A 25,361-nucleotide genomic window follows, 5' to 3' on the forward strand; every position below is an offset into this window, starting at 1 on the left:
GGTACTCCGGAATGAGGAAACGGGGGGTTCGGTTCAGACGCCCTTGGGGCGTAGCGCGTCCTCGGCGAGGCCGCCGAGCCAGTCGATGAACAGGGCGATGCAGGCGGTGAGCACGCTGCCGGTGAGCAGCACCGGTGTGCGGTTCAGCTTGATGCCGTTGACGATGATGTCGCCGAGCCCGCCGGCGTTGACGAACGTCGCCAGCGTGGCCACGCCGACCGCCATCACGAGCGACGTGCGCAGGCCGGCCAGGATCACCGGGATCGCCAGCTTCAGCTCCACCCGCGACAGCACCTGGATCCGGGTCATGCCCATCCCCCGTGCCGCCTCCACGAGCGCCCGGTCGACCTGCTGGACGCCCACCATGGTGTTGCGCAGGACCGGCAGGACGGCGTAGGCGACCAGCCCGATCAGCGCGATGCGGAAGCCGACCCCGAACTTGATCGTGAGCAGGACCAGCAGTCCGATCGCGGGGGTGGCCTGCCCCAGGTTGGCCACGCCGAGGACGACGGGGCTCAGCCAGCGCGCAGCGGGCCGGGACAGCAGGACGCCCAGCGGGATCGCGATGACGACGACCAGCAGCACGGCCAGCCCGGTGAGCCGCAGATGCTCCACGACCCGGGCGGTGATGTAGTCCGAGTTCAGCGTGCGCCGCTCGATCGAGTCCAGCCGCTGCCCCGACACCCACAGGTAGAGCGCGGCGAGCACGGCGGCCAGCGCCGCGGGGGCGAGGAGGTGACGCGGCGCGACCCGCCGGGGCCGCTCCCGCGCAGCGGGGACGGCGGTCGCGGCGGCCGGTTCAGTGAGCACCGGACACCGCCTCGCTCCCGGCCGGCCTGCGCACGGCCGCGCAGATCTGCGCGTAGGTCAGCGCCCGGCCGTCGCAGGTCACCTGCTGGGCGCCGTGCGCGACCATGACGTCCAGGACCTCGCGCAGCGTCGCCCCGGCGGCGACCGCGGGTCCGTCCGCGGCGGCCGTGCGCGCTTCGGCGACGAGCTCGCCCGCGGTGATCAACGCGAGCCGCTTGAGTGTGGCGTCCCCGCCGATGAAGCTCGCGACGTAGTCGTCGGCCGGGGCGGCGAGGATCCGGGCCGGCGTGTCGTACTGCGCGATCCGGGAGTGCTCCCGGAACACCGCGATCCGGTCGCCGAGCTTCAGCGCCTCCTCGAAGTCGTGCGTCACGAAGATGATCGTCTTGCGCAGCTCCCGTTGCAGCCGGAGGAACTCGTTCTGCAGGCGTTCCCGGGTGATCGGGTCCGTCGCGCCGAACGGCTCGTCCATGAGCATGACCGGCGGGTCGGCGGCGAGGGCGCGGGCCACGCCGACGCGCTGCTGCTGGCCGCCCGACAGCTGACGCGGCCGGCGGCGGGCGTACCGCGCCGGGTCCAGGCCGACCAGGTCCAGCAGTTCCTCGACCCGCGCGTTCGTCCTGGCCTTCGGCCAGCCCAGCAGCTTGGGCACGAGGGCCACGTTCTCGGCGATGGTCAGGTGCGGGAACAGCCCGATCTGCTGGATCACGTAGCCGATGCGGCGGCGCAGCTGGTCCGGCGGCATGCGCAGGACGTCCTGCCCGCCGATGCGGACGGACCCGGACGTCGGCTCGATCAGCCTGTTGATCATTTTCATCGTGGTCGTCTTGCCGCAGCCGGACGGCCCGACGAAGGCCACGAGCTCACCGTCCGGGACGACCATCGTCACGTTGTCGACGGCAGGCGTGTCCTGGCCGGGGTAACGCTTGGTGAGGCCGTCCAGTTCGATATGGGCGCCACCACTGGTGTTGTCAAGCACGGAGCCCCCTCGGGGTGGTGAGCAGGCGTACGACGAGGTAGAAGAGATCGAAGGCAAGGGCCAGGGCGACCACGCCGAGGGTTCCGGCGAGGGCGGCGTTCAGGGAGTTCACCGACCCCAGCCGGGCCAGCCCGTCGAAGATCTGGTTGCCGAGACCGGGCCCGGCGACGTAGGCCGCGATCGCCGCGATCCCGATGATCATCTGGGTGGACACCCGGATCCCGGTGAGGATGACGGGCCAGGCGAGCGGGAGCTGCACTCGCAGCAGCACCCGCGCGGCGCTCATCCCCATGCCGCGCCCGGCCTCGACCACCGCAGCGTCGACCGACCGCAACCCGACGACGGTGTTCCGGACGATCGGCAGGAGCGAGTACAGCACCAGCGCGACGAGCGTCGGCCCCCAGCCCAGGCCCAGGAACGGGATCAGCAGGCCGAGCAGCGCGAACGACGGGATCGTCAGGAAACCGCCGGTGGCGCCGATCGCCAGCGCCGCGAGCCGGGGCCTGCGGTAGGTGCAGACGCCGGCGCCGACGCCGATGACGGTCGCGATCACGATCGACAGGGCGACGACCAGGGCGTGCTGGCCCGCCGCCTGACTGAGCTGGTCCCACCGCGTGGACACGTACTCGCTGAAGGTCATGAGGCACTCCGGTGATTCGGCCGGTCTCATTCGGCCTGGTGTGAGTGAACCGTAAAGCGGTGTTCTTCTAGGTGCAATACTCGTTGCGATGGTCGCAACAACGATCTAGGAGCACCTCTTGGCCGACCCGACCCCTCCGGGCTCCCCTCGCAGTTCCGGCACGCCCTCGTCGGCGGGACTCCGGCGTGACCTGGAGATACTCGATGTTCTCGCACGTCCCGAGCACGCCGCGAACGGGCTCGGCGTCAGCCGGATCGCCGAGATCCTCGGGCGCGAGAAGAGTCAGATCTCCCGCGCACTGAAGGCCCTGGAGGCCGAAGGCATGGCCGAACGGGACGCCGACTCGCTCGAATACCGGCTCGGCTGGCGGCTGTACGCGTTCGCGGCGCGTACCACCGAGGCGCGCCTCACCCACCTCGCCGCCCCGTACCTCCGACGCCTGGTCGCCCGGCTGAACGAGACCACCCACCTGTGCGTGCTCCGCGGCTCCGCCGTGCTCACCCTCCTGTCGGTGTCGCCGTCCCACGCGTTCCGCGGCCTGGGGTGGGAGGGTGTCAGCGTCCCGGCCCCGATGACCTCGGCGGGCCGCGTGCTCGTCTCCGACTGGGCGCCCGACGCACTGCGCTCATGGGCGGACGCCTGGCTCGGCGAGGCCTCCGCCACGCCGGCCCCTCACATCCGGACCGCCGACGACCTGGTGCGCGAGGTCACCGCGATCCGTCGGCGCGGCTACGCGGCCGTCGACGAGGAGTTCGAGGTGGGACTCGTCGGCGTCTCCGCGCCGGTCCGCGACTTCCGGGGCATGATCGTGGCGGCCATCAACGTCTCCGCGCCCAAGGCCCGCCTGGGACCCCACCTCGGCGAGGCCGGCCTGCGCACGCTGGCGATCGCCCGCGAACTGTCCGCCGAACTGGGCCACCCGGCCGCGAACACAGAGCCGGAGATTCGTTGACTCATCGGATGTCTCCCGGATAATGCACTCGAAGGCCTGCAAAGGTTTTCCCGCGTGCCGGCCCCGCGGCCGGCACGCGGATCAGGACAAGCGAGCCGTTCCAACCCCTGGGTGACACGCGCCCTGCCCGTGTCGCTGAAGCGGCACGCCCCCGCCCAGCCATAGGAGGACTGGATGAAACGGCGGAGGCTTGGAACAACCCTGTCCGTGCTCGTGACGGCGATGTGCGCGACCACGGCGACCGCACACGCGGCCGCAGCCGATCAGCTGCTGTCGCTGAACCGACCCGTGACGGCGTCCTCGTCCGGCGGCTGCTGCGCAGCCGAGAACGCCGTGGACGGCGACGCGTCGACGCGGTGGGCCAGCGCCGCGGGCAAGGATCCCCAGTGGATCTACGTCGACCTCGGCGCGGTCGCCCACATCAGCCGGGTGCGCCTGCAGTGGGACGCCTCGTGCGCCACCGCGTACGAGATCGACACGTCGAACGACGACACGACCTGGACGCGGATCTACTCGACGACCAGCGGCAAGGGCGGCGTCGAGGACCTGACGTCGCTCGACGGCAGCGGGCGGTACGTACGGGTCTACGGCACGAAGCGGTGCCGCGGCGACTCCTCCCACGGGTACTCGCTGCAGGAGTACGGCGTCTACGGCGCCATCGGCGGTGACACGACGCCGCCGACCCCACCGGGCACCCCCACCCTCGTCGGCGACACGCCGAACAGCGCGACCATCCGGTGGACCGCGTCCACCGACGACACCGGCGTGACCGGCTACGACGTCTACCACGACGGCCAGCTGTGCACGAGCGTCGACGGTTCGACGCTGACCGGCACCTGCGGCGGCCTGAACCCCAACTCGGCGTACGGCTTCTACGTGAACGCCCGCGACGCGGCCGGCAACGTCTCCCAGCCGAGCGGCACGCTGCCGGTGACGACGCCTCCGTCCGGCGACCACACGCCTCCGACCGTGCCGGCGGATGTGCACACCACCGCCGTGACCGGCACGAGCATCGGGCTGGCCTGGACCGCCTCGACCGACGACGTGGGCGTCGCCGGCTACCGCGTCTACGACGTGACCGGAGGTACCCGCACGCGGATCGGCGCGTCGGACGCGGACACCCCGCGCGCGACCCTGGACGGCCTGACGCCGAACACCGCCTACCACCTGCAGGTGACGGCGTACGACGGCAACGGGAACGAGAGTGACGGCAGCACACCGGTCCTCGACGTCACCACCTCCGGGAGCTCGCAGTGCACCCCCGCTCAGGGCGTCTGCGCGGTGACCCAGGTCGGCACGGACGACGACGTCGTCTGGGGTCTGGTCACCCTGCCCGACGGCACGATCCTGTTCAACGAGCGCGACGCGCACTCCATCGTCCACCTGAACCCCAGCACCGGGGCGAAGAAGACGATCGGCACGGTCCCGAACGTGCAGAGCACCGACGGCGAGGGCGGCCTGACCGGGCTGGAGATCAACCCGGTGAGCTTCTCCTCCGACCACTGGCTCTACATCATGCACACCTCGCCGTCGGACAACCGGATCGTGCGGATCAAGTACGACCCGTCCGCCGACACGCTGCAGACCGGCACCGAGCAGGTCCTGGTCTCCGGCATCCAGCGCAACAAGTTCCACGACGGCGGGCGGCTGCGCTTCAGCCCCGACGGCAAGTACCTGTTCGCCGGCACCGGCGACGCGCAGAACGGCGACAACGCCCAGAACACCAGCAGCCTCAACGGCAAGGTGCTGCGGATCGACCCGGACGGCTCGATCCCGGCGGACAACCCGTTCCACAACGCCGTGTGGAGCTACGGCCACCGCAACGTGCAGGGCCTGGCGTTCGACGCGCAGGGGCGCCTGTGGGAGCAGGAGTTCGGCAACAGCGTGATGGACGAGACGAACCTCATCACGAAGGGCGGGAACTACGGCTGGCCGTCCTGCGAGGGCACGTCCGGCACCTGCGGAACGTCCGGGTTCATCGCGCCCAAACATACGTATCCGGTGGCCGACGGCTCCTGCAGCGGCATCACGATCGTCCGCGGCTTCCTGTACGTCGCGTGCGAGCGCGGCACGCGCCTCTACCGCGAGCAGATCAGCGGGAACTCCCTGACCGACGTCAAGGAGTACCTCAACGGCGCCCACGGGCGGCTGCGCACCGTCGAGCCGGCGCCGGACGGCGGCATCTGGCTGGCCACCTCCAACGGCGGTGACAAGGACAGCACCGCGCACAACAGCGACAACCAGATCTTCCACGTCTCGGTGTCCTGACGGCAGCGCGGCGGCCGGCGGGAAGCGCCTCGCCGGTCGCCGCGGCTCCGCCTGCTCCACCAGGCTGCGGCCGGCGGTCGGTCAGGCCGGTTCCAGGTCCGCCAGGCCGGTGCGCGTGCCCGTGACGTCCTCGCCGACCGCCGCCACCGCGCCGCTCAGGCGCGCCCCGGCCCGCACCCGTGCGCCGGGGAGGACCACCGACCGGTCCACCTCCGCCCCCGGCTCCAGGACACACCCGGGGTACAGCAGGCTGGACCGTACGACCGCGCCGGGCGGCACGTCGGCGCCCGCCCCGACGAGGCTACGCAGGTGGGGGTCGAAGCGAGCGGGCGCGTCGGCCAGCGTGCGCGGGAGAGTCTCCGGCGGCAGCGGGAACGGACGGTCGAGCAACCGCATCTGCTCCAGGTGGTAGCGCTCCACGGTGCCGATGTCGGCCCAGTATCCGGAGATCGGATGGGCCAGGACACGACGTCCCTCCCGGATCATCGCGGGGAGGACGTCGCGGCTGATGTCGTGCCGCCAGCCGTTCTCGCCGAGCGCGGCAAGCGAGGTGAGCACCTCCTCCAGCACGTCCGCCCGGAACAGGCAGAACGCGGTGAAGATCAGGTCCGACGTCGGCTCGGCGGGCTTCTCGACCAGGCGGCGCACGCGCAGGTCCGAGTCGACCTCCACCATGCCGAACAGGTGCACGAAGCGCCGTTCGATGCGCTGCACCCCGATGGTCGCGTCGGCGCCGGCCGCGCGGTGCGCCGCCACCATCGGCCCGTAGTCGAAGACGTAGACGTGATCGGCGTGCTGCACCAGCACGTCTCTCGCGCCGGGCGCGAACAGGTACTCGGCATTGTTCAGGAGGGCGTCGGCGGTGCCGGACTCGGCGGGCCGGGGCGGCAGCGGCGCGCCGGCCTCGAGACCGCCTGAGCGTACGAGCTCGTCGTGGGGGCCGAAGTTCACCCGGACTCCCCTGCCGTCCCAGTGCGACGTGAGATGGTCGATCAGGTCCCGCTCCCGGTGCAGGGACAGCAGCACCACCTCGGGCACTCCGGAGCGGGCCGCGTTCGCGACGCTGAAGTCGACCAGACGGCAGGACGCGGCGTACGGGACGAGCGGCTTGCACATGGCGTCGGTCAGCCGGCCCATCCGCTCGCCGAGACCACCGGCGAGCAGCGCCGCGCGCACGTCCTGCAGGGTCATCGGGTCCTCCTCCGGAAGGGAGACGGCCGGTCCGTCACCATGTGCGCCCCTGTGGGCGGGTCCGCGGCAGCAGCTCGCGCAGGAGCCGTGCCGAGACGCCCACGCTCTGCTCCCGGGGCAGCAGGGCGTCCTCGTGCTCGACGTACAGCACGCCGTGGAAGTCCTCGTCGAGCAGCGCCGACACGATCGCCGGCCAGGGCAGCCCGCCCGCGCCGAGGGCACGGAACCGGATCGGCGGCCCGGGGCCGTACCGGGACCAGCCCGCTCCGCGTGGCCCCTCGGCGCCCTTCCAGACCTGCAGGTCCTTCGCGTGAGCGGCGCCGAGGTCGGCGCCCCAGCCGCGGACCGCGTCCACCGGGTCGTGTCCCGTGGCGGCGAGGTTGGCCGGGTCGACGCAGAGCCGGACCGCGGCGCGCGGCTCCGTCCGCGCCGCCGCGTCGAGTAGTTGCCGGGCGCTGGCCCGGTCGTAGGCGACCTGCTTGGGATGCGGTTCGACCAGCAGTGTCACGCCGTACTCGGCGGCCAGCCTCAGGACCGGCCGCGCCGCCTCGCACCAGGCGGTGACGTTGTCGGCCCAGCTCACGGTGCTGTGCCACCAGGAGAGCCAGCGGGCGACGTCCGGCACGCCGAACATCAGCCGGGCGTGGGGCGCGCCCAGGTCGGCGGCGAGCCGGACCGTGTCGAGGGCGTGCCGCAGGGCGTGCTCGCGCTTGGCCTGCTCGGAGCCTTCGAGTACCGGATCGGTGTGCGGGCCGTGCGGGCCGAGCAGCAGCTGGGTGTCCCGGCTGTTGCTCACGCAGCCGACGCGCACGCCCGCCAGCGCGGCGCGCAGTTCCGCGCGACAGGCCTCGTCCCGGGACCAGCGCGTCAGATCCAGCAGGCCCGAGGTGGTGTCGGTGGGCAGGTCCACGGCGTCCGCCTCGACCAGCGCGACCTGCTCGAGCGCCGCGACGAGCCCGGAACCGCCCCAGGCCGCCAGGCACAGTCCGATGCGCACCCGCGGGTCGCCGGCCTCCGGGGGCGGCGGTACGGGGTTCGGCCGGGCGCGGCGCGGCTTCGGGTCCAGGTCGACGAGCCAGGTGGCGTCGGCGGCCGGCCCGTCCGGCGGGCGGACCCGGCCGTCCCGGACGTGGTTCCGGAGCGCGGCGTGCACGGACGCCACCGGTTCGGTGACCGGGACGACCTCGGCCGCCGACAGCTCGGAGCGCAGCCTCCGGGTGAGTTCGGTCAGCAGCGGGGGGCAGCCGCGCAGCACGCCGCCGCCGGCGGCGACGGACCAGTGGCCGGTGAGGCCGGCCCGGTCGCGGGCGGCGCGCACGCCCAGGACGAGTTCGTCGAGCGCGGCGGACACCAGCGCGGCCGCGGGACCGTCGCCGTCCAGCCAGGCGTCGCACACGGCCGGTGCGAGGGCGGCCACCGCGGCCTTGGGGAACGCCTCGGCGGCGAGCCGACGGGCCAGTTCGGCCGGGGCCGCCCCGTGCCGGTCGGCCAGCCGGGCGGCGATCGCGGTCGCCGGGCCCCGGCCGTCCTCGGCGCGGACGGCGACGCGGAGCCCGGCCAGCCCGAGGTCGAAGGCGCTGCCCTCGTCGCTGCCCAGGTACTCGCAGCCGCCCACCCGCGCCAGGCCGGCACCGTCACCGGCGGCGATGAACCCCGACCCGGTGCCGCACACCAGCGCGACACCCCGGCCGCCGAGCGGCGGGGCGACGAGCCAGGGCAGGGCGTCGTTGGACAGCAGCAGCCGTCCGCGCACACCCGCCTCGCGGGCGAGCGCGCGCAGCCGGTCCGGTTCCCCGCCCGGGTCGGCGAGGTCCACGGTCGCGGTGGCGATCCACCCGGTTCCCGGCCGGCCGTCCAGCGCGGCGGCGACGTCGCCGAACAGGGCGCGCAGGGCCCGGTCGGCGGCATCGGCGCCGACGGACGCGGGATTGACCGGCCCGTACGTCCGGACGACGCCGGGGCCGGGTGACGGGATGATCACCGAGGTGGTGCTGCCGCCGGCGTCGACCGCCCACAGCGCCGTCATCGGCGGCCCGCCGGGACGTCCTCCGCGACGTTGCGCAGGAGGGCGGCCCGCACCTCGTCCTCGGTGACGTCATCGACGATGAGCGTGGTGCCCAGCTCGACCGGGAGCACGAAACGCAGGCTGCCGTCCCGGATCTCACGGATCTTGTCCAGTGCGGCCAGCACGTCCTCGACGGGCGGCACGGACCGCAGCTGTTCCAGGCGGACGGGCAGGCCGAGGCCGGTCAGCAGGCGAGTGATCCGGTCGGCGAGGGCCGGGGCGAGGAGGCCGCGGGCCCGGGAGATGTCGACGGCGATGGTCATGCCGAAGGCCACCGCCTCACCGTGCAGCACCGGGCCGTACCCGGTGGTCGTCTCCACGGCGTGCCCGACGGTGTGCCCGAAGTTCAGCGGGCGGCGCAGGTCGACCTCGTAGGGGTCGCGCCCGACGAGTTCGCTCTTGATGGTGCTGGCCGCGCGGACCAGCGTCTCGGATGGCCCGGGACTGCATCGCACCAGTTCGTCGGCGTTCCGCTCGATGAACTGGAACAGTTCGGGGGAGGCGATGACCGCCTTCTTCACGACCTCGGCGAGACCCGCGCGCGCCTGCCGCGGGTCGAGCGTCTCGAGGAACTCCAGGCACGAGATGACGGCGCGTGGCTGGTAGAACGCGCCGACCAGGTTCTTGGCGGCGTTGTGGTCGACCGCGACCTTTCCGCCGAGCCCCGCGTCGACCTGGGCGAGGAGGGTGGTGGGGACGTTGATGTAGGGCACGCCGCGCATGTACGCGCTGGCCACCCAGCCGACCGTGTCCATGATCATTCCGCCGCCGAGCGCCACCACGACATCGCGCCGCGCCAGGCCGAGCTGGGCCAGCCAGTCGATGAGCAGGTAGGCGGTGTCGAGGCTCTTGCTGCGTTCCCCCGCCGGGATGGCGATGCTGCCGAGCAGGCGCCCGCGCTCGCCGAGGGCGCCGGTGATCCGGTACGCGGGAAGCGAGGCGACGGTCCGCTCGGTGATCACTGCGGCGCGGCGGCCGTCGAGTTCGGCGAGGAGCGCCTCGGTGGCCGCCGACGAATCCCGCACGACGTGGATGCGGTAGGTGTCCTCACGGTTGATTTTCAGCTCGATGGCCGACGGAGTCGTGGACAACGGGAAGCGATCGCGAACGACGTAGCCGCTTTCGGCCATCTTCCTCCTTACCGAGATCAACCAAATGAGTCGGGTTTACCCCCAGAAAAACTCTGTAACCCCAGAAGTCACCATGTTTGTCAAATGAGAGATTTGCCAATGATGTGGGTCGATGCGTAGATCTGAGGGCGTCGGCCGGGACGCCGAGCGGGTGGGATCTCCGGCGGACGTGGCATGCTCCGCTCGCAGCGGGCCGGCCGCCGCGCGGGTCGACGGCCCTGCCCGGCGCGAGGTTCGCCCATGCTGACGATGGTGGTCGGCAGCGGGTATCTCGGCGGGCGCATCGGCGCCCGGATCCGCGCGCTCGGCGGCAGGGCGGTCCTGTGCTCCAGACGACCGCCGACGGCGCGGTCCTCGACGGGCATGGAATGGCGGGAGCTGGACGTACGCGACCCCTGGGCCTGCCGGGACGCCCTCCGCGTCATCGCGCCGGACGCCGTCGTCGTCGTGCACGGCCCCTCCGACATCACCTGGTGCGAGCGGCATCCCGAGGAGGCGATGGCCGCGCACGGCACCGGCGCGGCCAACCTCGCGGCGGTCCTCGGGAGACGTCCCGTCCTGCTGATCTCGACGGACAACGTCTTCGCCGGCACCCGGCACAGTCACCACGAGTCCGACGAGGTCGCGCCCGCCAACGCGTACGGCCGCGCCAAGCTGGCCGCCGAACGGACCCTGCTGGACACCGGCTCCGCCCTGGTGCTGCGCGTCAGCCTCGTCTACGGCTGGGATCCCGACGGCCACCGGCCCAACTACTTCACCACCTGCGTCCGCAGGCTCCGGGCGGGACTTCCGGTGGAGGCCCCGGCCGACCACTGGAACACCCCCGTGCTCGTCGACGACGTCGCCGCCTGGTCGGCCGAGCTCGTGCGGACCCGGCGGACGGGTGTGCTGCACCTGGCCGGGCCCGACCGCCTCTCGCGGTACGCGTGGGCGGGCCGGATCGCCCGGGGCCTCGGGCTGGACGAGAGCCTGATCCGTCCGGTCCGCAAGGCCGGTACGGCCTACGCCTGCCGCCCGGCCAACGCCTGCCTGCACAGCGAGTACGCGGCCGACCTGCCGGAGCTGGCCGGCCTGTGGCCGGTGGACGTCGACGAGGGCACCCGCCGTCTGGCCGGGCGTGCGCTCGCCCCCGAAGCACCCTTCACCGTCCCCGCACCCCGATCCGTGGAGGAGTGAGAGTGAGCAAGCGGGTCTTCCTCGCCAGCAAACGCGCGGTGGTCAGCTACGCCCCCGAGCCGGAGACCGGCCGGCTGCGCGCGTGGCTGGCCCCGGGCGGCACCGGCAACGTGGTCGCCGAGCAGGCCGGATACCTGGACGTGGCGTGGATCGTGAGCGCGGACAGCGACGACGACCACCGGGCGGCGATCGAGAACCCGGACGGCATGAGCATCGAGCTGCCGTCGGGCCGCACGGTACGGCTCCACCAGCTGCGCCACGACCGCGACGCCTTCCGGACCGTGCAGAACTTCTTCACCGCCGAGCTGATGTGGGCCGGGAACAACTACGGCTGGGACCGCTGGACCCAGCCGTCCTTCGGCGAGGAGACCCGGCAGGCGTGGGAGCGGTTCGGGGAGTTCACCGAGGACTTCGCGGGTGAGCTGCTGCGGCGCTCCGCGGACGAGCCCGACCCGGTCTTCCTCGTCCACGACTACCAGCTCGTCCGTGTCCCCGAACGGCTCCGGGCCCGGCGCCCGGACGCGCCGATCCTGCTGTTCGTGCACATTCCCTGGCCGTCCGCGGACTACTGGCGGATCCTCCCCCGGACGATCCGGACCGGCGTGCTGGAGGGCATGCTCGCGGCCGACACCATCGGGTTCTTCGCCCACCGCTGGACGGCCAACTTCCTGGCCTGCGTGGCCGACCTCCTGCCCGACGCCGAGGTCGACACCGGCGCCTGCACCGTACGGCGCGCGGGCCACCTGACCAAGGTGCGCACCCAGCCTCTCGGGTACAGCCCGGAGACGCTGCACCGCCGGGACGCGCGGCTGCCCGCGGGCATCGCCGAATGGGCCGGCGACCGCCCGCTCGTCGTGCACTCCGGCCGCACCGACCCGATCAAGAACGGCGAGCGCGCCGTGCGGGCCTTCGTCCTGGCCGTCCAGGGGAACGAGCGCCTGCGCGGGGCCCGGATGCTCGTGCGGATGAACCCGAACCGCCTGTACGTCGCGGCGAACGCCGAGTACCAGGCGCGGGTGGAGCAGGCCGTCGCCGAGGCCAACGCCACGCTGGGAGCCGACACCGTACGAACCCACTGCGACAACGAGGTCGGCCACACCTTCGGCTGCTTCGAACGGGCCGACCTGCTGATCTTCAACTCCACGGTGGACGGCCAGAACCTCAGCGTCTTCGAGGCGCCCCTGGTGAACGAGCGGGACGCCGACGTCGTGCTGTCGGAGATGGCCGGCGCGGCCGAGGTCCTCGCCCCGGTGTGCCGCACGGTCAACCCCTACGACCTGACCGAGCAGGCCGAGGCGATCGCCGCCGGGCTGCTGGCCGGCCCGGAGGAACGAGCCGAGGCGGCGCGGCGGCGGCGCGAGACCGCCCGGCCGTGGACCCTGGAGTCCTGGGTCACCGCGCAGCTCGCCAGTCTGGACGTCGGATGATGGACGCCGGCGCCGACCCGCAGGCGTTCGCCTACTACGAGCTGGGCGACGTCCACCTGGTCCACGGCGAGGGCGTGCGCGTCTGGGACGCGGACGGCCGGGAGTACCTCGACTGCGTGTCCGGGACGTTCAACCTCGTGCTCGGGCACAACCACCCGGCCGTGCTGGCGGCGGTCCGGGACCAGCTCGGCGACCTGGTGTTCGCGAGCTCCTCGTTCCGTACGACGCCGACCGACCGGGTCATGGAGCTGCTCGTCGAGCTGAGCCCGCCGGCGCTGACCCGCGTGAACCTGCGCAGTTCCGGCGGCTCCACCGCCAACGAGGGCGCCATCAAGATCGCCCAGTGGGTCACCGGCAGGCGGGACGTCATCGTGCCGTTCCGCGGGCACGTCGGCCAGAGCGTCGCCGCCACCAGCTACAACGGGACCTCGAGGATGCGGGCGCCGTTCCCGTACCACCTGCCCGGGGCGGTGCACGTGCCCGAGCCGTACTGCTTCCGCTGCTTCTACCGGCAGACTCCGGACACCTGCGGCATGTGGTGCGTGGACCGGATCGAGGACTTCATCACCTACGCCAGCTCGGGCAGCGTCGCGGCGATGATCATCGAGCCGATCAGCGGGGTGGGCGGCAACGTCGTCCCGCCCCCGGGCTACCTCCAGCGGCTCAAGGAGTTCTGCGACGAACGCGACATCATCCTGATCTTCGACGAGAACCAGACGGGGCTGGGCCGGACCGGCCGGCTGTTCGCGGCCGAGCACTTCGGCGTGACCCCGCACATGATGACGCTGTCCAAGGGGCTGACCGGCAGCGGCTTCCCCCTCGCCGCGATCCTCACCGAGGAACGCCTGGTGGGCATGCCGCGCTCGATGCACGGGTTCACCTACGGCAGCCACACCCTGTCCGCGGCGGCCGCCGTCGCGACCCTGAACGAGGTGCGCCGCCCGGAGTTCCTCGCCGGCGTGCGCGCGACCGGGACCGTGCTGCTGGAGCGGCTGCGGGCGCTCCGCTCGGACTTCCCCTGCGTGGGCGACGTGCGCGGCGTCGGCCTCATGCTGGGAGTCGAGCTGGTCGAGCCCGACGGCGCCCGCTCCCCCCGGCTGGCCACCGCCCTCAACAAGGCGCTCACCGACCGGGCGGTGATCACCCGGGTGTCCGAGCACGGCCAGGGCAACGTGATAGAGCTGCGGCCGCCGCTGGTCCTGACGGCGGAGGACGCGTGCCTGGTCGCCGACCGCTTCGGCGAGGCGCTGGAGACGCTGCGGCCGTGAGCGGCGTATCGGACACGGCGGCGCGGGGAGCGGCGCCGCTGAGCGTGGAGCTGACGAGTTCCGGGCCGCGGCTGTCCCGCGCCCGGCCCCGCCGCCCGGACACCCCGGAGGCGGTGCTCGTCGAACCGGCACTGATCGGGATCTGCGACTCCGACCTGAAAGAGATCGCCGGCCGGCGGCCGGGGCCGAGCCAGTTCGGCCACGAGCTGGTCGGCGTGGTGGCGCGCAGCTCGACTCCCCGCCTGCCCGTCGGCGCCCGCGTCTGCCTCGATCCGAACGTTCCGGTGCTGCGGAGCACCGGCTTCGCGCGCTCGATGTGGGCCGGTGGGGACGGCGACGCGCTGGTACGGGCGCTGCCGCCGGCCCCGGCCGCGGTCGGGGAACGCCGCCTGGTCTTCGCCGAGCCGCTCGCGTGCGCCGCGCACTGCCTCACTATGATCAGCCGCCACCTCGGCGGCTCCGACCTTCGTGGCGCGACCGTGTGCGTGCTGGGCGCGGGAACGGCCGGGGTGCTCATCGCCCGGCTGGCCGAGGCCGCCGGCGCCCGCGTCCTGATCGTGAACGGTGCCGCCGACCGGCTGGCCTTCCTCGCCGCGCGGCGGATGCTCCCCAGGACCGGCGGCGCGCCCCTGGGCGAGACGTCCTCCGACGCCCACGACATCGTGGTGGTCGCCACCAGCTTCGTGCTGCCGGAACTCCTGGAGCACGCGCTGCGGCTGGCGCACCGCCACGGGCTCGTCATGCTCTACGGCGGCACCGCCGCGGGCGACCGGCTGCCGGGCCTGGACTGCGACCTGGACCGCCTCCGGCGGGGCGAGCGGGTTCAGGCGGTGGAGTGGCGCGGCAAGCCGGTCCGGGTCGGAGGAAGCTACGGAACGACGCCCGACGACTTCCGGCGCTCGCTGCGCGCACTGTCCGACTCCCCGGACGGGCTGGGCGTCGAGCGGCTGATCATCGCCGAGGTTTCCCTGTCCGAGCTGCCGGCCACCCTGCGCCGGCTCGCCGCGGAACGGCGATTCGGCAAGGTGCTGGCGCGCCCGTGATCCCTGTCCGCGGCCGGCGCCGTCAGCGGACCAGCCGGAGCACGGCGGTAAGCCCGCGCGGCGTGCGCACGGACCGCTCGCTGGGCAGCAGGTAGACGGGCAGCCCGGCGCGCACGGCCGCGCCGTCCTTCACCGGGTCGTCCCCGACGTACAGCACGCGGTCCGGGGAGGCGCCCAGCCGCTCGCAGGCCACGGCGAACAGCGCGGGATCCGGCTTGGCCATGCCGTGCTCGCAGGACAGCACCACGGTGTGCAGCGACTCCAGCGCGCCCACCCGCGCGAACGCCGGCCGGATGTCCCAGCCGATGTTGCTGAGCACCCCGGTGCGGACGCCGGAGTCCCGCAGGGCGCGCAACACCGGCACGGTGTCGGGGTACGGCAGCCACGCCTCCGGGTCGGTCAGGCACTCGTAGAGCGCCGCGACCAGTTCGGGCCCGAACGGCCCGGCATCGGCGATCAGCATGCTCCACACCGCCCGGTGCGCCTCCGGGGAAAGATCGGATCCCTCACGCGCCGCGAAGCCCTCGGGCGAGTCGACGTGGCGCAGAGTCCGCCGGATGACGTCGGCGGCCGTGGGCTGGTCGAGTTCGACGCCGTGGCGGGCGGCCGTCGCGACGAGGGCCGCCGGGTCCAGCACCCCGGTGTCGTCGAACAGCGTGCCGGAGAAGTCGAACAGAACAGCTTCCAGGGGGGCGTCCGCCAGTTCGTCCACGGCGACAGCATAGGGGGGCGGCACGCGGGCACCTGTGTCCCCTCCAGCCTCAGTGGCCACAGCCGAGACCGAGGATCGCGCCGGCATACGTATACCTAGGTGGTGGTTCGGGTACCCACGCAGGTATTTGTCCCACTTCGCCGCCGCCGGATCCGAGGCATTGTTGTAGCTGGAAGAGGTACACCACGACCAGCCGGAAGGGGGAGATCCGCAATGTGTCAGCACCGCCCGAGGTGCCCGTCCGCGGACGCTCCCGATCACGACGCCGCCCGCCTCGTCACGTACCACGCCGAGCAGGGGTGGGGCCTGCTCTGCAACGGCGTGATCGTCTTCGACGACACCGGCGAGCTGCTGCCCGACGGCCGCAGTGTCCCCATCCACGACGACATGTTCGAACCCGTGGCCGCGTAGCCCCCCACGCCGCCGCGAACGCGACGACCCAGCCCTCGGCAGGCCCCGAGCCGCCGAGCGAACGCCACCCGCACCCCCGTGGGTTCCCCCAAATGGGCGCCGGAGCCGACATGCCCCCATGTGTCGGCTCCGGCGCCCACTACGTGCGCCGAAGTCCTCCTCGCGCGGTCGCCCGGTCGGCGAAGCCTCCGGGCGCCCCCGCGACCGGCGCGGGCGTCGTCACGCGTCCACGCGGCCCGGTGATGTCCGCGCGGTCCTCGTGCCGGTGAAGCCGGCGAGGTGGAGCAGCGGTGGCGTCAGGACGAACAGGGCGGCGGCGAGGGCCGCGACCGCGATCATGGCCCCGCGCAGCCCGACGGCGTCGGCCCACAGGCCGACGTAGACCGGGCTGAGAAGGAAGCCCAGGTATGAGACCGTGCCGACGATCGACGTCGCACGGCCCCGGTACGCCTCGTCGACGTCACGCGACACGATGCCGAGGAGGGTCGGGAACAGCACGGCGGTCCCCGCTCCGCCCAGGACGAGCCCCAGCGCGGCCACCAGCAGGGTGGGGGCGGCGGCGATGACCAGCGCTCCGAGCGCGGCGGCGAGCGCGCCGGCCAGGACGACGGACCGCGCGTGGACGTCCTTGAGCCCGCCGATCGAGAAGCGCGTGATCGCAACGGTTCCGGCGAAGACGGCGGGGGCCACCGTGGTGAGCCACGCCCCGGCATGCAGTTCGTCCTGGGCGAAGACGGCGCTCCAGCTCTGATGGGCGTTCTCGCTGGCGAAGGCGAGCGTGCCCAGGACCCCCACGAGCAGCAGCGGAAGGTAACGGGATCGGACGGTGGGCGGCGCCTCCGCCGGGCCGGTGGCCGCGTCGGCGTCACCGTGGCCGACGGTGTTGGTCGGCAGCGTGCGGAGGAGGGCCGCGCCCGCGACGACGGCGAAGACGGCCATGGCGATGAACGGCACGGCGAGCGGCCAGGACGCGGCGGAGGCGGCCCCCGTACCGAGGCTGGCGAGGACGACGAGGGCGGAGAACGTGCCGTGGGCGTGGGTGATGACCGGCCGTCCGGCGATCTTCTCGGCCCGTCCGGCCACCGCGTTCATGGCCACGTCGGCCGCCCCGCTCGTCGCTCCGGCGACGGCCAGCCCGGCGCACAGGCTCGGCAGGTTCACCGCCGTCAGCGCCAACGCGGCGCCCACGATGCCGAGCAGCGCGATGACGCCGGCGGCGACCTTCAGCCCCCAGCGGTCGAGGGCCCTGCCCACCAGCAGCATGGCCGGAAGAGCGCCCGCTCCGACGAAGAGCAACGCGAACCCGAGCTCGCCGTCGTCGACCCCGGCCTGGTCCTGCACCCGGGGCACCGAGGCACCCCAAACACCCCAGAACGCACCGAAGGCGGCGAATGCGGTGAACGCCGAGAAGACGAGGCTGCGTGGCGAGGCGATGGGAACTCCTTGCGTGGTCGTCAAGATCGCGAGCGACCACGGTACCGAGAAACCGCGGCTCGGATTGGGGTCCCGAGTCCCTTCCAGGCGGTCGACCGGCGATGCCATAGTCGGTCGGCAAACGATCACGACACTCCAGCACAGGAGGATCATGAAGTTCGGACGTACCGCGCTGCTGCTCGCGGCGAGCGGGGCGATCCTGGCCGCGGTCCCGCCGGCCTCGGCGCAGGCCGCGGCGAAGCCGGTGCCGATCCACTGCGGCAAGGTCGGCCTGGGCAAGACCACCGCCTGGGTCAAGTGCCGTGGCCGCGGCTACGCCCGGCTCAAGTACCAGTGCAAGGGGATCTTCGGCCACTCGGAGGCCATCGTCGGCAGATGGCACAAGATGAACCCGCGCAAGGACACGAAGATCGTGACGGATGCCGACTGCATGACCAAGATCCTCTGGGCGAGGGTCCAGAAGGTGTCGAAGAAGCCGACCGCCTGACCGGGAGGACCTCAGGATCGCCTGAGGTCCTCCCCCCTCTCATTCGGGGTCGTAGGCGAGGTTGGGGCGGAGCCAGCGCTCGACCTCGGCGAGCGGGACGCCGCAGCGCTCGGCGTAGTCCTCGACCTGGTCGCGGCCGATGCGGCCCACGGTGAAGTACCGGGCCCCCGGATGGGCGAACAGCAGGCCGCTGACGCTCGCCGCCGGGGTCATCGCGAACGACTCGGTCAGGCCCATGCCGATCTCGTCCGAGCCGAGCAGGTCGAACAGCGTCCGCTTCTGGCTGTGGTCCGGGCTCGCCGGGTAGCCGAGGGCCGGGCGGATGCCGCGGAAGCGTTCGGCGTGCAGGTCCTCGATGGCCGGGTCGGCGTCCGGCTCGAACCACTCGCGGCGCGCCTTCAGGTGCAGGTACTCGGCGAACGCCTCGGCGAGGCGGTCGGCGAGCGCCTTGACCATGATGGCCCGGTAGTCGTCACCCGCGGCCTCGTACGTCGCCGCGAGGTCCTCGGCACCGTGGATCGCGACGGCGAAGCCGCCGAGGTGGTCGCCGGACGGGGCCAGGTAGTCGGCGAGGCTGCGGTTGGGGCGGCCGTCGGGCTTGGCGGTCTGCTGGCGCAGCATCGGGAACCGCGCGGCGTCGTCGAGGACGATGTCGTCGCCCTCGGAGTGGGCGGGCCAGAAGGCGTACCGGCCCTGGGCGCGCAGCGAGCCGTCCGCGATGATCTGGTCGAGCAGGACGTTGGCGTCGTCGAACAGCTCGCGCGCCACCGGCTGGTCCAGGATCGCCGGGTACTTGCCCTTCAGTTCCCACGCGAGGAACAGGAACTGCCAGTCGATCATCGCGCGGAGCTCGGTCAGCTCCGGTTCGACGGTCCGTACGCCGGTGAAGGCGGGAACGGGCAGGTCGTCGAACGGGACGCGCTCGGGGTTGGCGCGGGCCTTCTCGAAGGTGAGCATGGGGCTGCGCCGACGGGTCTCGTGCTCGGTGCGCAGGCGGTCCTGCTCGGCGCGGTTGCTCGTGTCCAGCGCCTCGGCCCGGTCGGGGTCGAGCAGGTCGGAGACGACGCCGACGACGCGGGAGGCGTCGAGCACGTGGACGGTCGTGCCGTCGTACGCCGGGGCGATCCGGACCGCGGTGTGCTGGCGCGAGGTGGTGGCGCCGCCGATCAGCAGCGGCATCTTCAGGCCGCGGCGGTCCATCTCGGCGGCGACGGCGACCATCTCGTCGAGGGACGGGGTGATCAGCCCGGACAGGCCCACCGCGTCGGCGTTCTCGGCGACGGCGGTGTCGAGGATGGTGGCGGCGGGGACCATGACGCCGAGGTCGATGACCTCGTAGTTGTTGCAGCCGAGGACGACGCCGACGATGTTCTTGCCGATGTCGTGCACGTCGCCCTTGACGGTGGCGAGCACGACCTTGCCGTTGCCTCGCTGGCCGTCGTCGCGGCCCTCCAGCCGGGCCTGTTCCTTCTCGGCCTCCATGTACGGCTCGAGGTAGGCGACGGCGCGCTTCATGACCCGGGCGCTCTTGACGACCTGCGGCAGGAACATCTTCCCGGCGCCGAACAGATCACCGACGATCTTCATACCGTCCATCAGCGAACCCTCGATCACGTCGAGGGGCCGGGCGGCCCGCTGCCGGGCCTCCTCGGTGTCCTCCTCGACGAAGTCGACGATGCCGTGGACGAGGGCGTGCGCCAGCCGCTTCTCGACCGGCGCGTCCCGCCAGGACAGGTCCACCGTACGTTGGGTGCCCTTGCCGTTCACCGTCTCGGCGAACGCGACGAGCCGGTCGGTGGCGTCGGAGCGCCGGTCGAACAGCACGTCCTCGACGAGTTCGAGCAGGTCGGCGGGGATGTCCTGGTAGACGGCGAGCTGGCCGGCGTTGACGATGCCCATGTCCAGCCCGGCGCGCACGGCGTGGAGCAGGAACGCCGAGTGCATCGCCTCCCGTACGACGTCGTTGCCGCGGAAGGAGAACGACAGGTTGGAGATGCCGCCGCTGGTGCGGACGCCGGGGCAGCGCTCCTTGATCAGCGGGAGCGCGTCGATGAACGCCTTGGCGTAGCCGTTGTGCTCGGCGATGCCGGTGGCGACGGCCAGGACGTTCGGGTCGAAGACGATGTCCTCGGGCGCGAACCCGGCCTCCCGCGTCAGCAGGTCGTACGCGCGAGCGCAGATCTCGACCTTGCGCTCGGTGGTGTCGGCCTGGCCCTGTTCGTCGAAGGCCATGACGACGACGCCGGCGCCGTAGTCGCGGATGCGCCGCGCCTGCGCCAGGAACGGCTCCTCGCCCTCCTTGAGGCTGATGGAGTTGACGACGGCCTTGCCCTGCACGCACTTGAGCCCGGCCTCCAGCACGCTCCACCGCGAGCTGTCGACCATGATCGGGATGCGGGCGACCTCGGGCTCGGTCGCGATCAGGTTGAGGAACGTCGTCATGGCCTGCTCGCTGTCGAGCAGGTCGGCGTCCATGTTGACGTCGAGGATGTTCGCGCCGCCGCGGACCTGCTCCAGGGCGACGTCGACGGCACCCTGGTAGTCGTCGGCCTCGATGAGCCGCCGGAACCGCGCCGAGCCGGTGACGTTGGTCCGCTCCCCGATCATGACGAAGCCGGTGTCGGGGGCGATCTCGAACGGCTCCAGGCCGCTGAAGCGGGTGCGCCGCTCCGGGGCCGGGACCGGTCGCGGCGCAAGCCCGGAGACGGCGGCGGCGATGCGCGCGATGTGCTCGGGGCTCGTCCCGCAGCAGCCGCCGACGACGTTGACGGCCCCCGCGTCGGCGAACTCGGCCAGCAGCCGACCGGTCTCCTCCGGCGTCTGGTCGTAGCCGCCGAACGCGTTGGGCAGGCCCGCGTTGGGATGGCAGGCGGTGTACGTGCCGGCGATCCGGGACAGCTCGGTGACGTGCGGGCGCATCTCCGCGGCGCCGAGCGAGCAGTTCACGCCGACGACGAGCGGCTCGGCGTGCTCGATGGAGTTCCAGAACGCCTCGACCGTCTGGCCGGACAGGGTCCGCCCGCTCAGGTCGACGATCGTCACCGAGATCCACAGCGGCAGGTCCGGGGCGACCTCGCGGGCGGCCGTGATCGCGGCCTTGGCGTTGAGCGTGTCGAAGATCGTCTCGATCAGCAGCAGGTCGACGCCGCCGTCGGCGAGCGCCTGGATCTGCTCGGCGTACGAGTCGCGGACCTGGTCGTAGGTCACGGCCCGGTAGGCGGGGTCCTCCACGCGCGGGGACAGCGACAGCGTGACGTTGAGCGGGCCGACCGAGCCGGCGACGAACCGACCGCCGGCCTCGTCGGCGGCCTGGCGCGCGAGCCGGGCGGCCTCCAGGTTCATCTCCCGCACGTGGGACTGCAGCCCGTAGTCGGCCTGGCCGATGCCGGTCGCGGTGAACGTGTTGGTGGTGGTGATGTCGGCGCCGGCGGCGAGGTACTGCCGGTGCACGTCCAGGATGAGGTCCGGGCGGGTGAGGTTGAGCAGGTCGGGGTCGCCGGTGACGTCACGGGGGTGGTCGCCGAACCGGTCACCCCGGTAGTCGGCGGGCGTCAGCCCGGCACCCTGCAGCATGGTGCCCCAGGCGCCGTCGAGGACCGCGATCCGCCGGTCCAGCAGGTCGCGCAGCGCCCGCGTTCGGTCCGCGTGCTCCTGGCCGTCGTGGTCCGCTGATGTGGTCACCTGACACCTCCCGTTACTGGGAGGCGCCCTTGCGAACATCGATGGCGGCCGAGCGTGGCGGGCCTGAGCCCGTTGCAGCGCCTCTCGGCCTATGAGATCGAGCGTATCAAGATCTGGTGCCGTGATGGATGGACACCGGGTTTCGAGGCGGTGCCCGGACGGTGACGCACCCTGGGTGGGCCCGGATGGCCGACTACTGACAAAGGTATTGACTCGCCGGAAATCGCGACATAAGAACCACTCGACAACGTTGTCATCCGCCCTGATCCCCCGCGAACGGCGGTCAGACATGAAACTCCTCCGCCCCCTGCGCGTCCTCCTGCCCTGTCTTCTGGTGGTCGGCGTGCTTCTCCCCGCCCCGGCGAGCGCCGCCACGCTCGTCTCCGACCCGGCCTCCCTCGTCAACCCGCTCCTCGGCACGAGCAACGGAGGCAACGACTTCCCCGGCGCCGACGTCCCGTTCGGCATGCTGCAGTGGAGTCCCGACACCGCCGGCCGAGCCCTGGGCGGCGGTTACTCCTACAACAGCTCCACGATCACCGGGTTCAGCCTGACCCACATGGCCGGACCGGGCTGCGGCGCGTACGGTGACGTGCCGATCATGCCGACGACCGGCGCGGTCACCTCCCCCGGATCGGCCAGTTCCTCGTACTCGCACGCGAACGAGTCGGCGTCCCCCGGGTACTACGGCGTGACGCTCGGCAACGGCGTCAAGACCGAGCTGACCACCACGACGCGAGGCGGCGTCGGCCGCTTCACCTTCCCGTCCACCACCCAGGCGAATCTGCTGTTCAAGCTGACCGGCAGCCAGAACGGCGACTCCGCGACGACCTGGCAGACCGTCGGGAACACCGAGGTCGTCGGTTCGGTGACCAGCGGCCGCTTCTGCGGCGCCGGCAACGCCTACACGCTGCACTTCTCGGTGGCCTTCGACCACCCGTTCAGCACCGGGACCTGGCTCGCGTCCGGCGTACGGGCCGGAGCCGGGCGGCTGGCCCAGAAGTCGACCGCGCACGCCACCCGTACGACCGTGTCGCCGCACGCGGCGGACCGGCCCAACCAGCCCCGCCTGCACGGCCCGGCGGGGACCACGGCGGCGCCGCTGGCCGCCCCGAACGGCGGATACCTGACCTTCGACACGACCGGGAACCACGTGGTGACCGCCCGGGTCGGCGTCTCGTACACCTCCGACGCCAACGCGAAGGCGAACCGGGACGCCGAGGTGCCGAACTTCGACTTCGACACGACCCGTACGGCGGCGCACAACGCCTGGAACACCATGCTCGGCAAGATCCAGACGGCCGGCGGCACCACCGCGCAGCAGCACGTGTTCTACACGTCGCTGTACCACGCGCTGCTGCACCCCAACGTGTTCAGCGACGCGAACGGCCAGTACATGGGGTTCGACAACGCCGTGCACACCGCCGCCTCCGGGCACGCGCAGTACGCCAACTACTCCGGCTGGGACATCTACCGCAGCCAGGCCCAGCTCATCGGGATGCTCGCGCCGGCGCAGGCGAGCGACGTGGCGCAGTCGGCGGTCAACGACTACGCGCAGGGCGGTCAGCTGCCGAAGTGGGCGCAGGCCAACGGCGAGTCGTACGTCATGGTCGGCGACCCGGCGGCCTCGATCATCGCCGACATCTACGCCTTCGGCGGCCGGGACTTCGACACGACGGCGGCGAAGAACGCGATGATCCATCAGGCCACCGTCACCAACAACGACCGGCCCGGCCTGAACTACCTGACCAGCATCGGCTACCTGCCCAGCGACGGGTCGTACGGCTGCTGCAACTACTACGGGTCCGTCTCGACGACCCTGGAGTACGACACCGCCGACTTCGCGCTCGGGGCGTTCGCCGGTGCGCTCGGTGACTCGGCGAACCAGAAGAAGTTCGTCGACCGCGCCCAGGACTGGAAGAATCTGCTGAACACCTCCAGCGGCTTCATGCAGCCGCGTACGGCCAGCGGGCCGTGGGCGGGCGGGTTCTCCCCGACGAGCGGCACCGAGATGGTCGAGGGCACGTCATGGCAGTACACCGGGATGGTGCCGTTCAACGTCCGCGGCCTGGCCGACGCGAAGGGCGGCAACGCCGGGATGGTGAGCTACCTCGACCACGTGCTGGCGGCCTACGACGGCAGTGGCGGCGACCACGCCGATCTCGGCAACGAGCCGAGCATCGAACTGCCGTGGGAGTACGACTACGTGGGCCGGCCGTGGCGCACGCAGGAGGTCATCCGGAACGTGCAGAACAAGCTGTGGCCGGACTCCCCGAGCGGGTGGGGCGTCGGCAACGACGACCTCGGCACGATGAGCGCCTGGTACGTCTGGTCGGCGATGGGGATGTTCCCCGAAACGCCGGGCACGGCCGACCTGGCGCTCGGCAGCCCGCTGTTCACCCAGGTCATCATCACCCTCAGCACCGGGAACAAGCTGACCGTCAACGCGCCGCAGGCCGCGACGGACGCGCCGTACGTGCAGAGCGCCACCTGGAACGGCGGCGACTGGAACAACGCCTACCTGCCCGCCTCGGCCGCGACCGCCGGCGGGACGCTGAACCTGACGCTCGGCACCACGGCGAACACCTCATGGGCGACCGCGTCCTCGTCGGCGCCCCCGTCCTACCCGGGCACCGGAGGCACGACCACCCGGACCGGCCCGATCACCTCCGGCATCCCCGGGAAGTGCGTCGACGTGGCGAACAGCTCCACGGCCAACGGCGCGCACGTCCAGCTCTACGGCTGCAACAGCTCCAACGCGCAGCAGTGGACGGTGCAGGGGGACGGCACGCTGACGGCCTTCGGCAAGTGCATGGACGTCGACCACAGCGGCACCGCCGACGGCACGAAGGTCCAGCTGTGGGACTGCAACACCTCCGGTGCGCAGCAGTGGACCTACGACACGGCGAACAAGGCACTGGTCAACCCGGAATCGGGCAAGTGCCTCGACGATCCGGGCAGCAGCACCACGGACGGCACCCAGCTGCAGATCTACGGCTGTAACAAGACCGCCGCCCAGCAGTGGACGCTGCCGGGCTGAGGCACCGAGTGGAGTGCGGGGTGCCCGCCCGCCCCGCACTCCGCGCACGGCGGGGCGCTGTCCGGTGACGGGACGGCCCCCGCCGGGCGCGGCGAGGCTACGGCGTCTCGGTGGTGAGGCGGCGGGCCTGGTCGCGGCCCACCTCGGCGGCCTGGTGGAGATAGTCGGCGATGATCTCCAGTTGCTCGTCGGAGTAGCGCTCGAGCACCGCGCCGAACGCCTTTCCCGGCGTCTCCCACGCCTCCGCGATGCGGGCGGCCGCGTCGGGGGCGAGGGCGACGAGGGCCCGCCTGCGGTCGTCCGGATCGGGCTGCCGCCGTACGAAGCCGGCCTTCTCCAGGCGGTCGACCAGCCGGGACGCGGATCCTGACGCCAGGCCGGTGAGCCGGGCGATCTCCCCGGTGGTCACCGGTCCGGGCTCCAGGTCGAGCAGCGCGATGCACTGCACGTCGGTGGGGTGCAGCCCGATCCGGTCGGCCATCGCCTGATTGAACAGCGTGTACGCGGCGTAGTGCCGCTGGCTCTCCCCCACGACACGCGCGAGCAACTCCGCCCGGTTTGACACCCGGTACCTCCATGCCTCAAATTTATCTTCGTCACGAAGATACTTCGTCACACAGAATCCGCGTGACGAAGTATGTGTGTCA

The 25,361-nt window shown here is 72.2% G+C and carries 19 protein-coding genes and 1 riboswitch; of the genes, 9 read left to right on the plus strand and 10 right to left on the minus strand.

From position 1 onward, the window contains the following. Positions 1 to 33: 33 nt before the first annotated feature. The 3 genes from ACYVF7_RS34515 to ACYVF7_RS34525 are packed head-to-tail and all read right to left on the minus strand — an operon-like array spanning position 34 to position 2,429. Positions 34 to 810, minus strand: coding sequence for an ABC transporter permease (locus tag ACYVF7_RS34515; RefSeq protein ID WP_460348962.1), 777 nt, complete (start codon positions 808 to 810; stop codon positions 34 to 36). Next, a complete protein-coding gene (locus ACYVF7_RS34520; RefSeq protein WP_460348964.1) occupies positions 800 to 1,789 on the minus strand; it encodes an ABC transporter ATP-binding protein in 990 nt (329 codons plus the stop codon). Before ACYVF7_RS34520 ends, ACYVF7_RS34515 begins: the two co-directional genes overlap by 11 nt. Further along, a complete protein-coding gene (locus ACYVF7_RS34525; RefSeq protein WP_460348967.1) occupies positions 1,782 to 2,429 on the minus strand; it encodes an ABC transporter permease in 648 nt (215 codons plus the stop codon). Before ACYVF7_RS34525 ends, ACYVF7_RS34520 begins: the two co-directional genes overlap by 8 nt. 118 nt (positions 2,430 to 2,547) lie before the next feature. Here ACYVF7_RS34525 and ACYVF7_RS34530 point away from each other — a divergent pair, with 118 nt between their 5' ends. Further along, positions 2,548 to 3,381 carry an IclR family transcriptional regulator gene (locus ACYVF7_RS34530; protein WP_460348969.1) on the plus strand — a complete coding sequence of 278 codons (834 nt, stop codon included), beginning with the start codon at positions 2,548 to 2,550 and terminating at the stop codon, positions 3,379 to 3,381. Between the two features lie 174 nt (positions 3,382 to 3,555). Then, positions 3,556 to 5,649, plus strand: coding sequence for a PQQ-dependent sugar dehydrogenase (locus ACYVF7_RS34535; protein WP_460348971.1), 2,094 nt, complete (start codon positions 3,556 to 3,558; stop codon positions 5,647 to 5,649). 81 nt (positions 5,650 to 5,730) lie between these two features. Here ACYVF7_RS34535 and ACYVF7_RS34540 read toward each other — a convergent pair whose 3' ends face one another. From ACYVF7_RS34540 to aroB, 3 genes are read right to left on the minus strand one after another with little or no spacing between them, the layout of a single operon-like run. Next, positions 5,731 to 6,840, minus strand: a complete 1,110-nt coding sequence (locus tag ACYVF7_RS34540) for a sugar phosphate nucleotidyltransferase (RefSeq protein WP_460348973.1) — start codon at positions 6,838 to 6,840, stop codon at positions 5,731 to 5,733. A gap of 34 nt (positions 6,841 to 6,874) precedes the next feature. Next, positions 6,875 to 8,866 carry a TIM barrel protein gene (locus tag ACYVF7_RS34545; RefSeq protein ID WP_460348975.1) on the minus strand — a complete coding sequence of 664 codons (1,992 nt, stop codon included), beginning with the start codon at positions 8,864 to 8,866 and terminating at the stop codon, positions 6,875 to 6,877. Further along, positions 8,863 to 10,035 (minus strand): 3-dehydroquinate synthase, encoded by a 1,173-nt coding sequence (gene aroB / locus ACYVF7_RS34550; RefSeq protein WP_460348977.1) that lies wholly within the window; start codon positions 10,033 to 10,035, stop codon positions 8,863 to 8,865. The genes ACYVF7_RS34545 and aroB overlap by 4 nt, the downstream gene beginning before the upstream one ends. Before the next feature lie 240 nt (positions 10,036 to 10,275). Here aroB and ACYVF7_RS34555 point away from each other — a divergent pair, with 240 nt between their 5' ends. The 4 genes from ACYVF7_RS34555 to ACYVF7_RS34570 are packed head-to-tail and all read left to right on the plus strand — an operon-like array spanning position 10,276 to position 14,949. Next, positions 10,276 to 11,211, plus strand: a complete 936-nt coding sequence (locus ACYVF7_RS34555) for an SDR family oxidoreductase (RefSeq protein WP_460348979.1) — start codon at positions 10,276 to 10,278, stop codon at positions 11,209 to 11,211. 2 nt (positions 11,212 to 11,213) lie between these two features. Further along, positions 11,214 to 12,638, plus strand: coding sequence for a trehalose-6-phosphate synthase (locus tag ACYVF7_RS34560; protein WP_460348981.1), 1,425 nt, complete (start codon positions 11,214 to 11,216; stop codon positions 12,636 to 12,638). Further along, the gene (locus ACYVF7_RS34565; RefSeq protein ID WP_460348983.1) at positions 12,635 to 13,906 is read left to right on the plus strand and encodes an aspartate aminotransferase family protein; all 1,272 of its coding nucleotides are present in this window, start codon (positions 12,635 to 12,637) and stop codon (positions 13,904 to 13,906) included. The genes ACYVF7_RS34560 and ACYVF7_RS34565 overlap by 4 nt, the downstream gene beginning before the upstream one ends. Further along, entirely contained in the window at positions 13,903 to 14,949 is a 1,047-nt protein-coding gene (locus tag ACYVF7_RS34570; protein ID WP_460348985.1) for an alcohol dehydrogenase catalytic domain-containing protein, read from the plus strand. Before ACYVF7_RS34565 ends, ACYVF7_RS34570 begins: the two co-directional genes overlap by 4 nt. 22 nt (positions 14,950 to 14,971) lie before the next feature. Here the strand turns inward: ACYVF7_RS34570 and ACYVF7_RS34575 are convergent, their stop codons facing one another. After that, positions 14,972 to 15,661, minus strand: a complete 690-nt coding sequence (locus ACYVF7_RS34575) for an HAD family hydrolase (protein ID WP_460348987.1) — start codon at positions 15,659 to 15,661, stop codon at positions 14,972 to 14,974. 213 nt (positions 15,662 to 15,874) lie between these two features. Between ACYVF7_RS34575 and ACYVF7_RS34580 the strand changes: the two genes are divergently transcribed. Beyond that, positions 15,875 to 16,072 carry a DUF5999 family protein gene (locus ACYVF7_RS34580; RefSeq protein WP_460348989.1) on the plus strand — a complete coding sequence of 66 codons (198 nt, stop codon included), beginning with the start codon at positions 15,875 to 15,877 and terminating at the stop codon, positions 16,070 to 16,072. Between the two features lie 219 nt (positions 16,073 to 16,291). On the opposite strand, the gene ACYVF7_RS34585 is transcribed toward ACYVF7_RS34580, so the two are convergent. Next, on the minus strand, positions 16,292 to 17,530 hold the full coding sequence (locus tag ACYVF7_RS34585; protein WP_460348991.1) for an MFS transporter: 1,239 nt from the start codon (positions 17,528 to 17,530) through the stop codon (positions 16,292 to 16,294). Positions 17,531 to 17,657: 127 nt separating this feature from the next. Here ACYVF7_RS34585 and ACYVF7_RS34590 point away from each other — a divergent pair, with 127 nt between their 5' ends. Further along, the gene (locus ACYVF7_RS34590) at positions 17,658 to 17,993 is read left to right on the plus strand and encodes a hypothetical protein (RefSeq protein WP_460348993.1); all 336 of its coding nucleotides are present in this window, start codon (positions 17,658 to 17,660) and stop codon (positions 17,991 to 17,993) included. 39 nt (positions 17,994 to 18,032) lie between these two features. Here ACYVF7_RS34590 and metH read toward each other — a convergent pair whose 3' ends face one another. Next, positions 18,033 to 21,674, minus strand: coding sequence for a methionine synthase (gene metH / locus ACYVF7_RS34595; protein WP_460348995.1), 3,642 nt, complete (start codon positions 21,672 to 21,674; stop codon positions 18,033 to 18,035). A 14-nt stretch (positions 21,675 to 21,688) separates the two neighbouring features. Beyond that, positions 21,689 to 21,766: riboswitch (S-adenosyl-L-homocysteine riboswitch) on the minus strand. Between the two features lie 197 nt (positions 21,767 to 21,963). On the opposite strand from metH, the gene ACYVF7_RS34600 reads away from it, so the two are divergent. Then, positions 21,964 to 24,714: a lectin gene (locus ACYVF7_RS34600; protein ID WP_460348997.1), complete on the plus strand. Its 2,751-nt coding sequence runs from the start codon at positions 21,964 to 21,966 to the stop codon at positions 24,712 to 24,714. Between the two features lie 97 nt (positions 24,715 to 24,811). Here the strand turns inward: ACYVF7_RS34600 and ACYVF7_RS34605 are convergent, their stop codons facing one another. Further along, positions 24,812 to 25,279, minus strand: coding sequence for a MarR family winged helix-turn-helix transcriptional regulator (locus ACYVF7_RS34605; RefSeq protein ID WP_460348999.1), 468 nt, complete (start codon positions 25,277 to 25,279; stop codon positions 24,812 to 24,814). Positions 25,280 to 25,361 lie beyond the last annotated feature (82 nt).

Source organism: Actinoallomurus acanthiterrae (assembly GCF_054775715.1).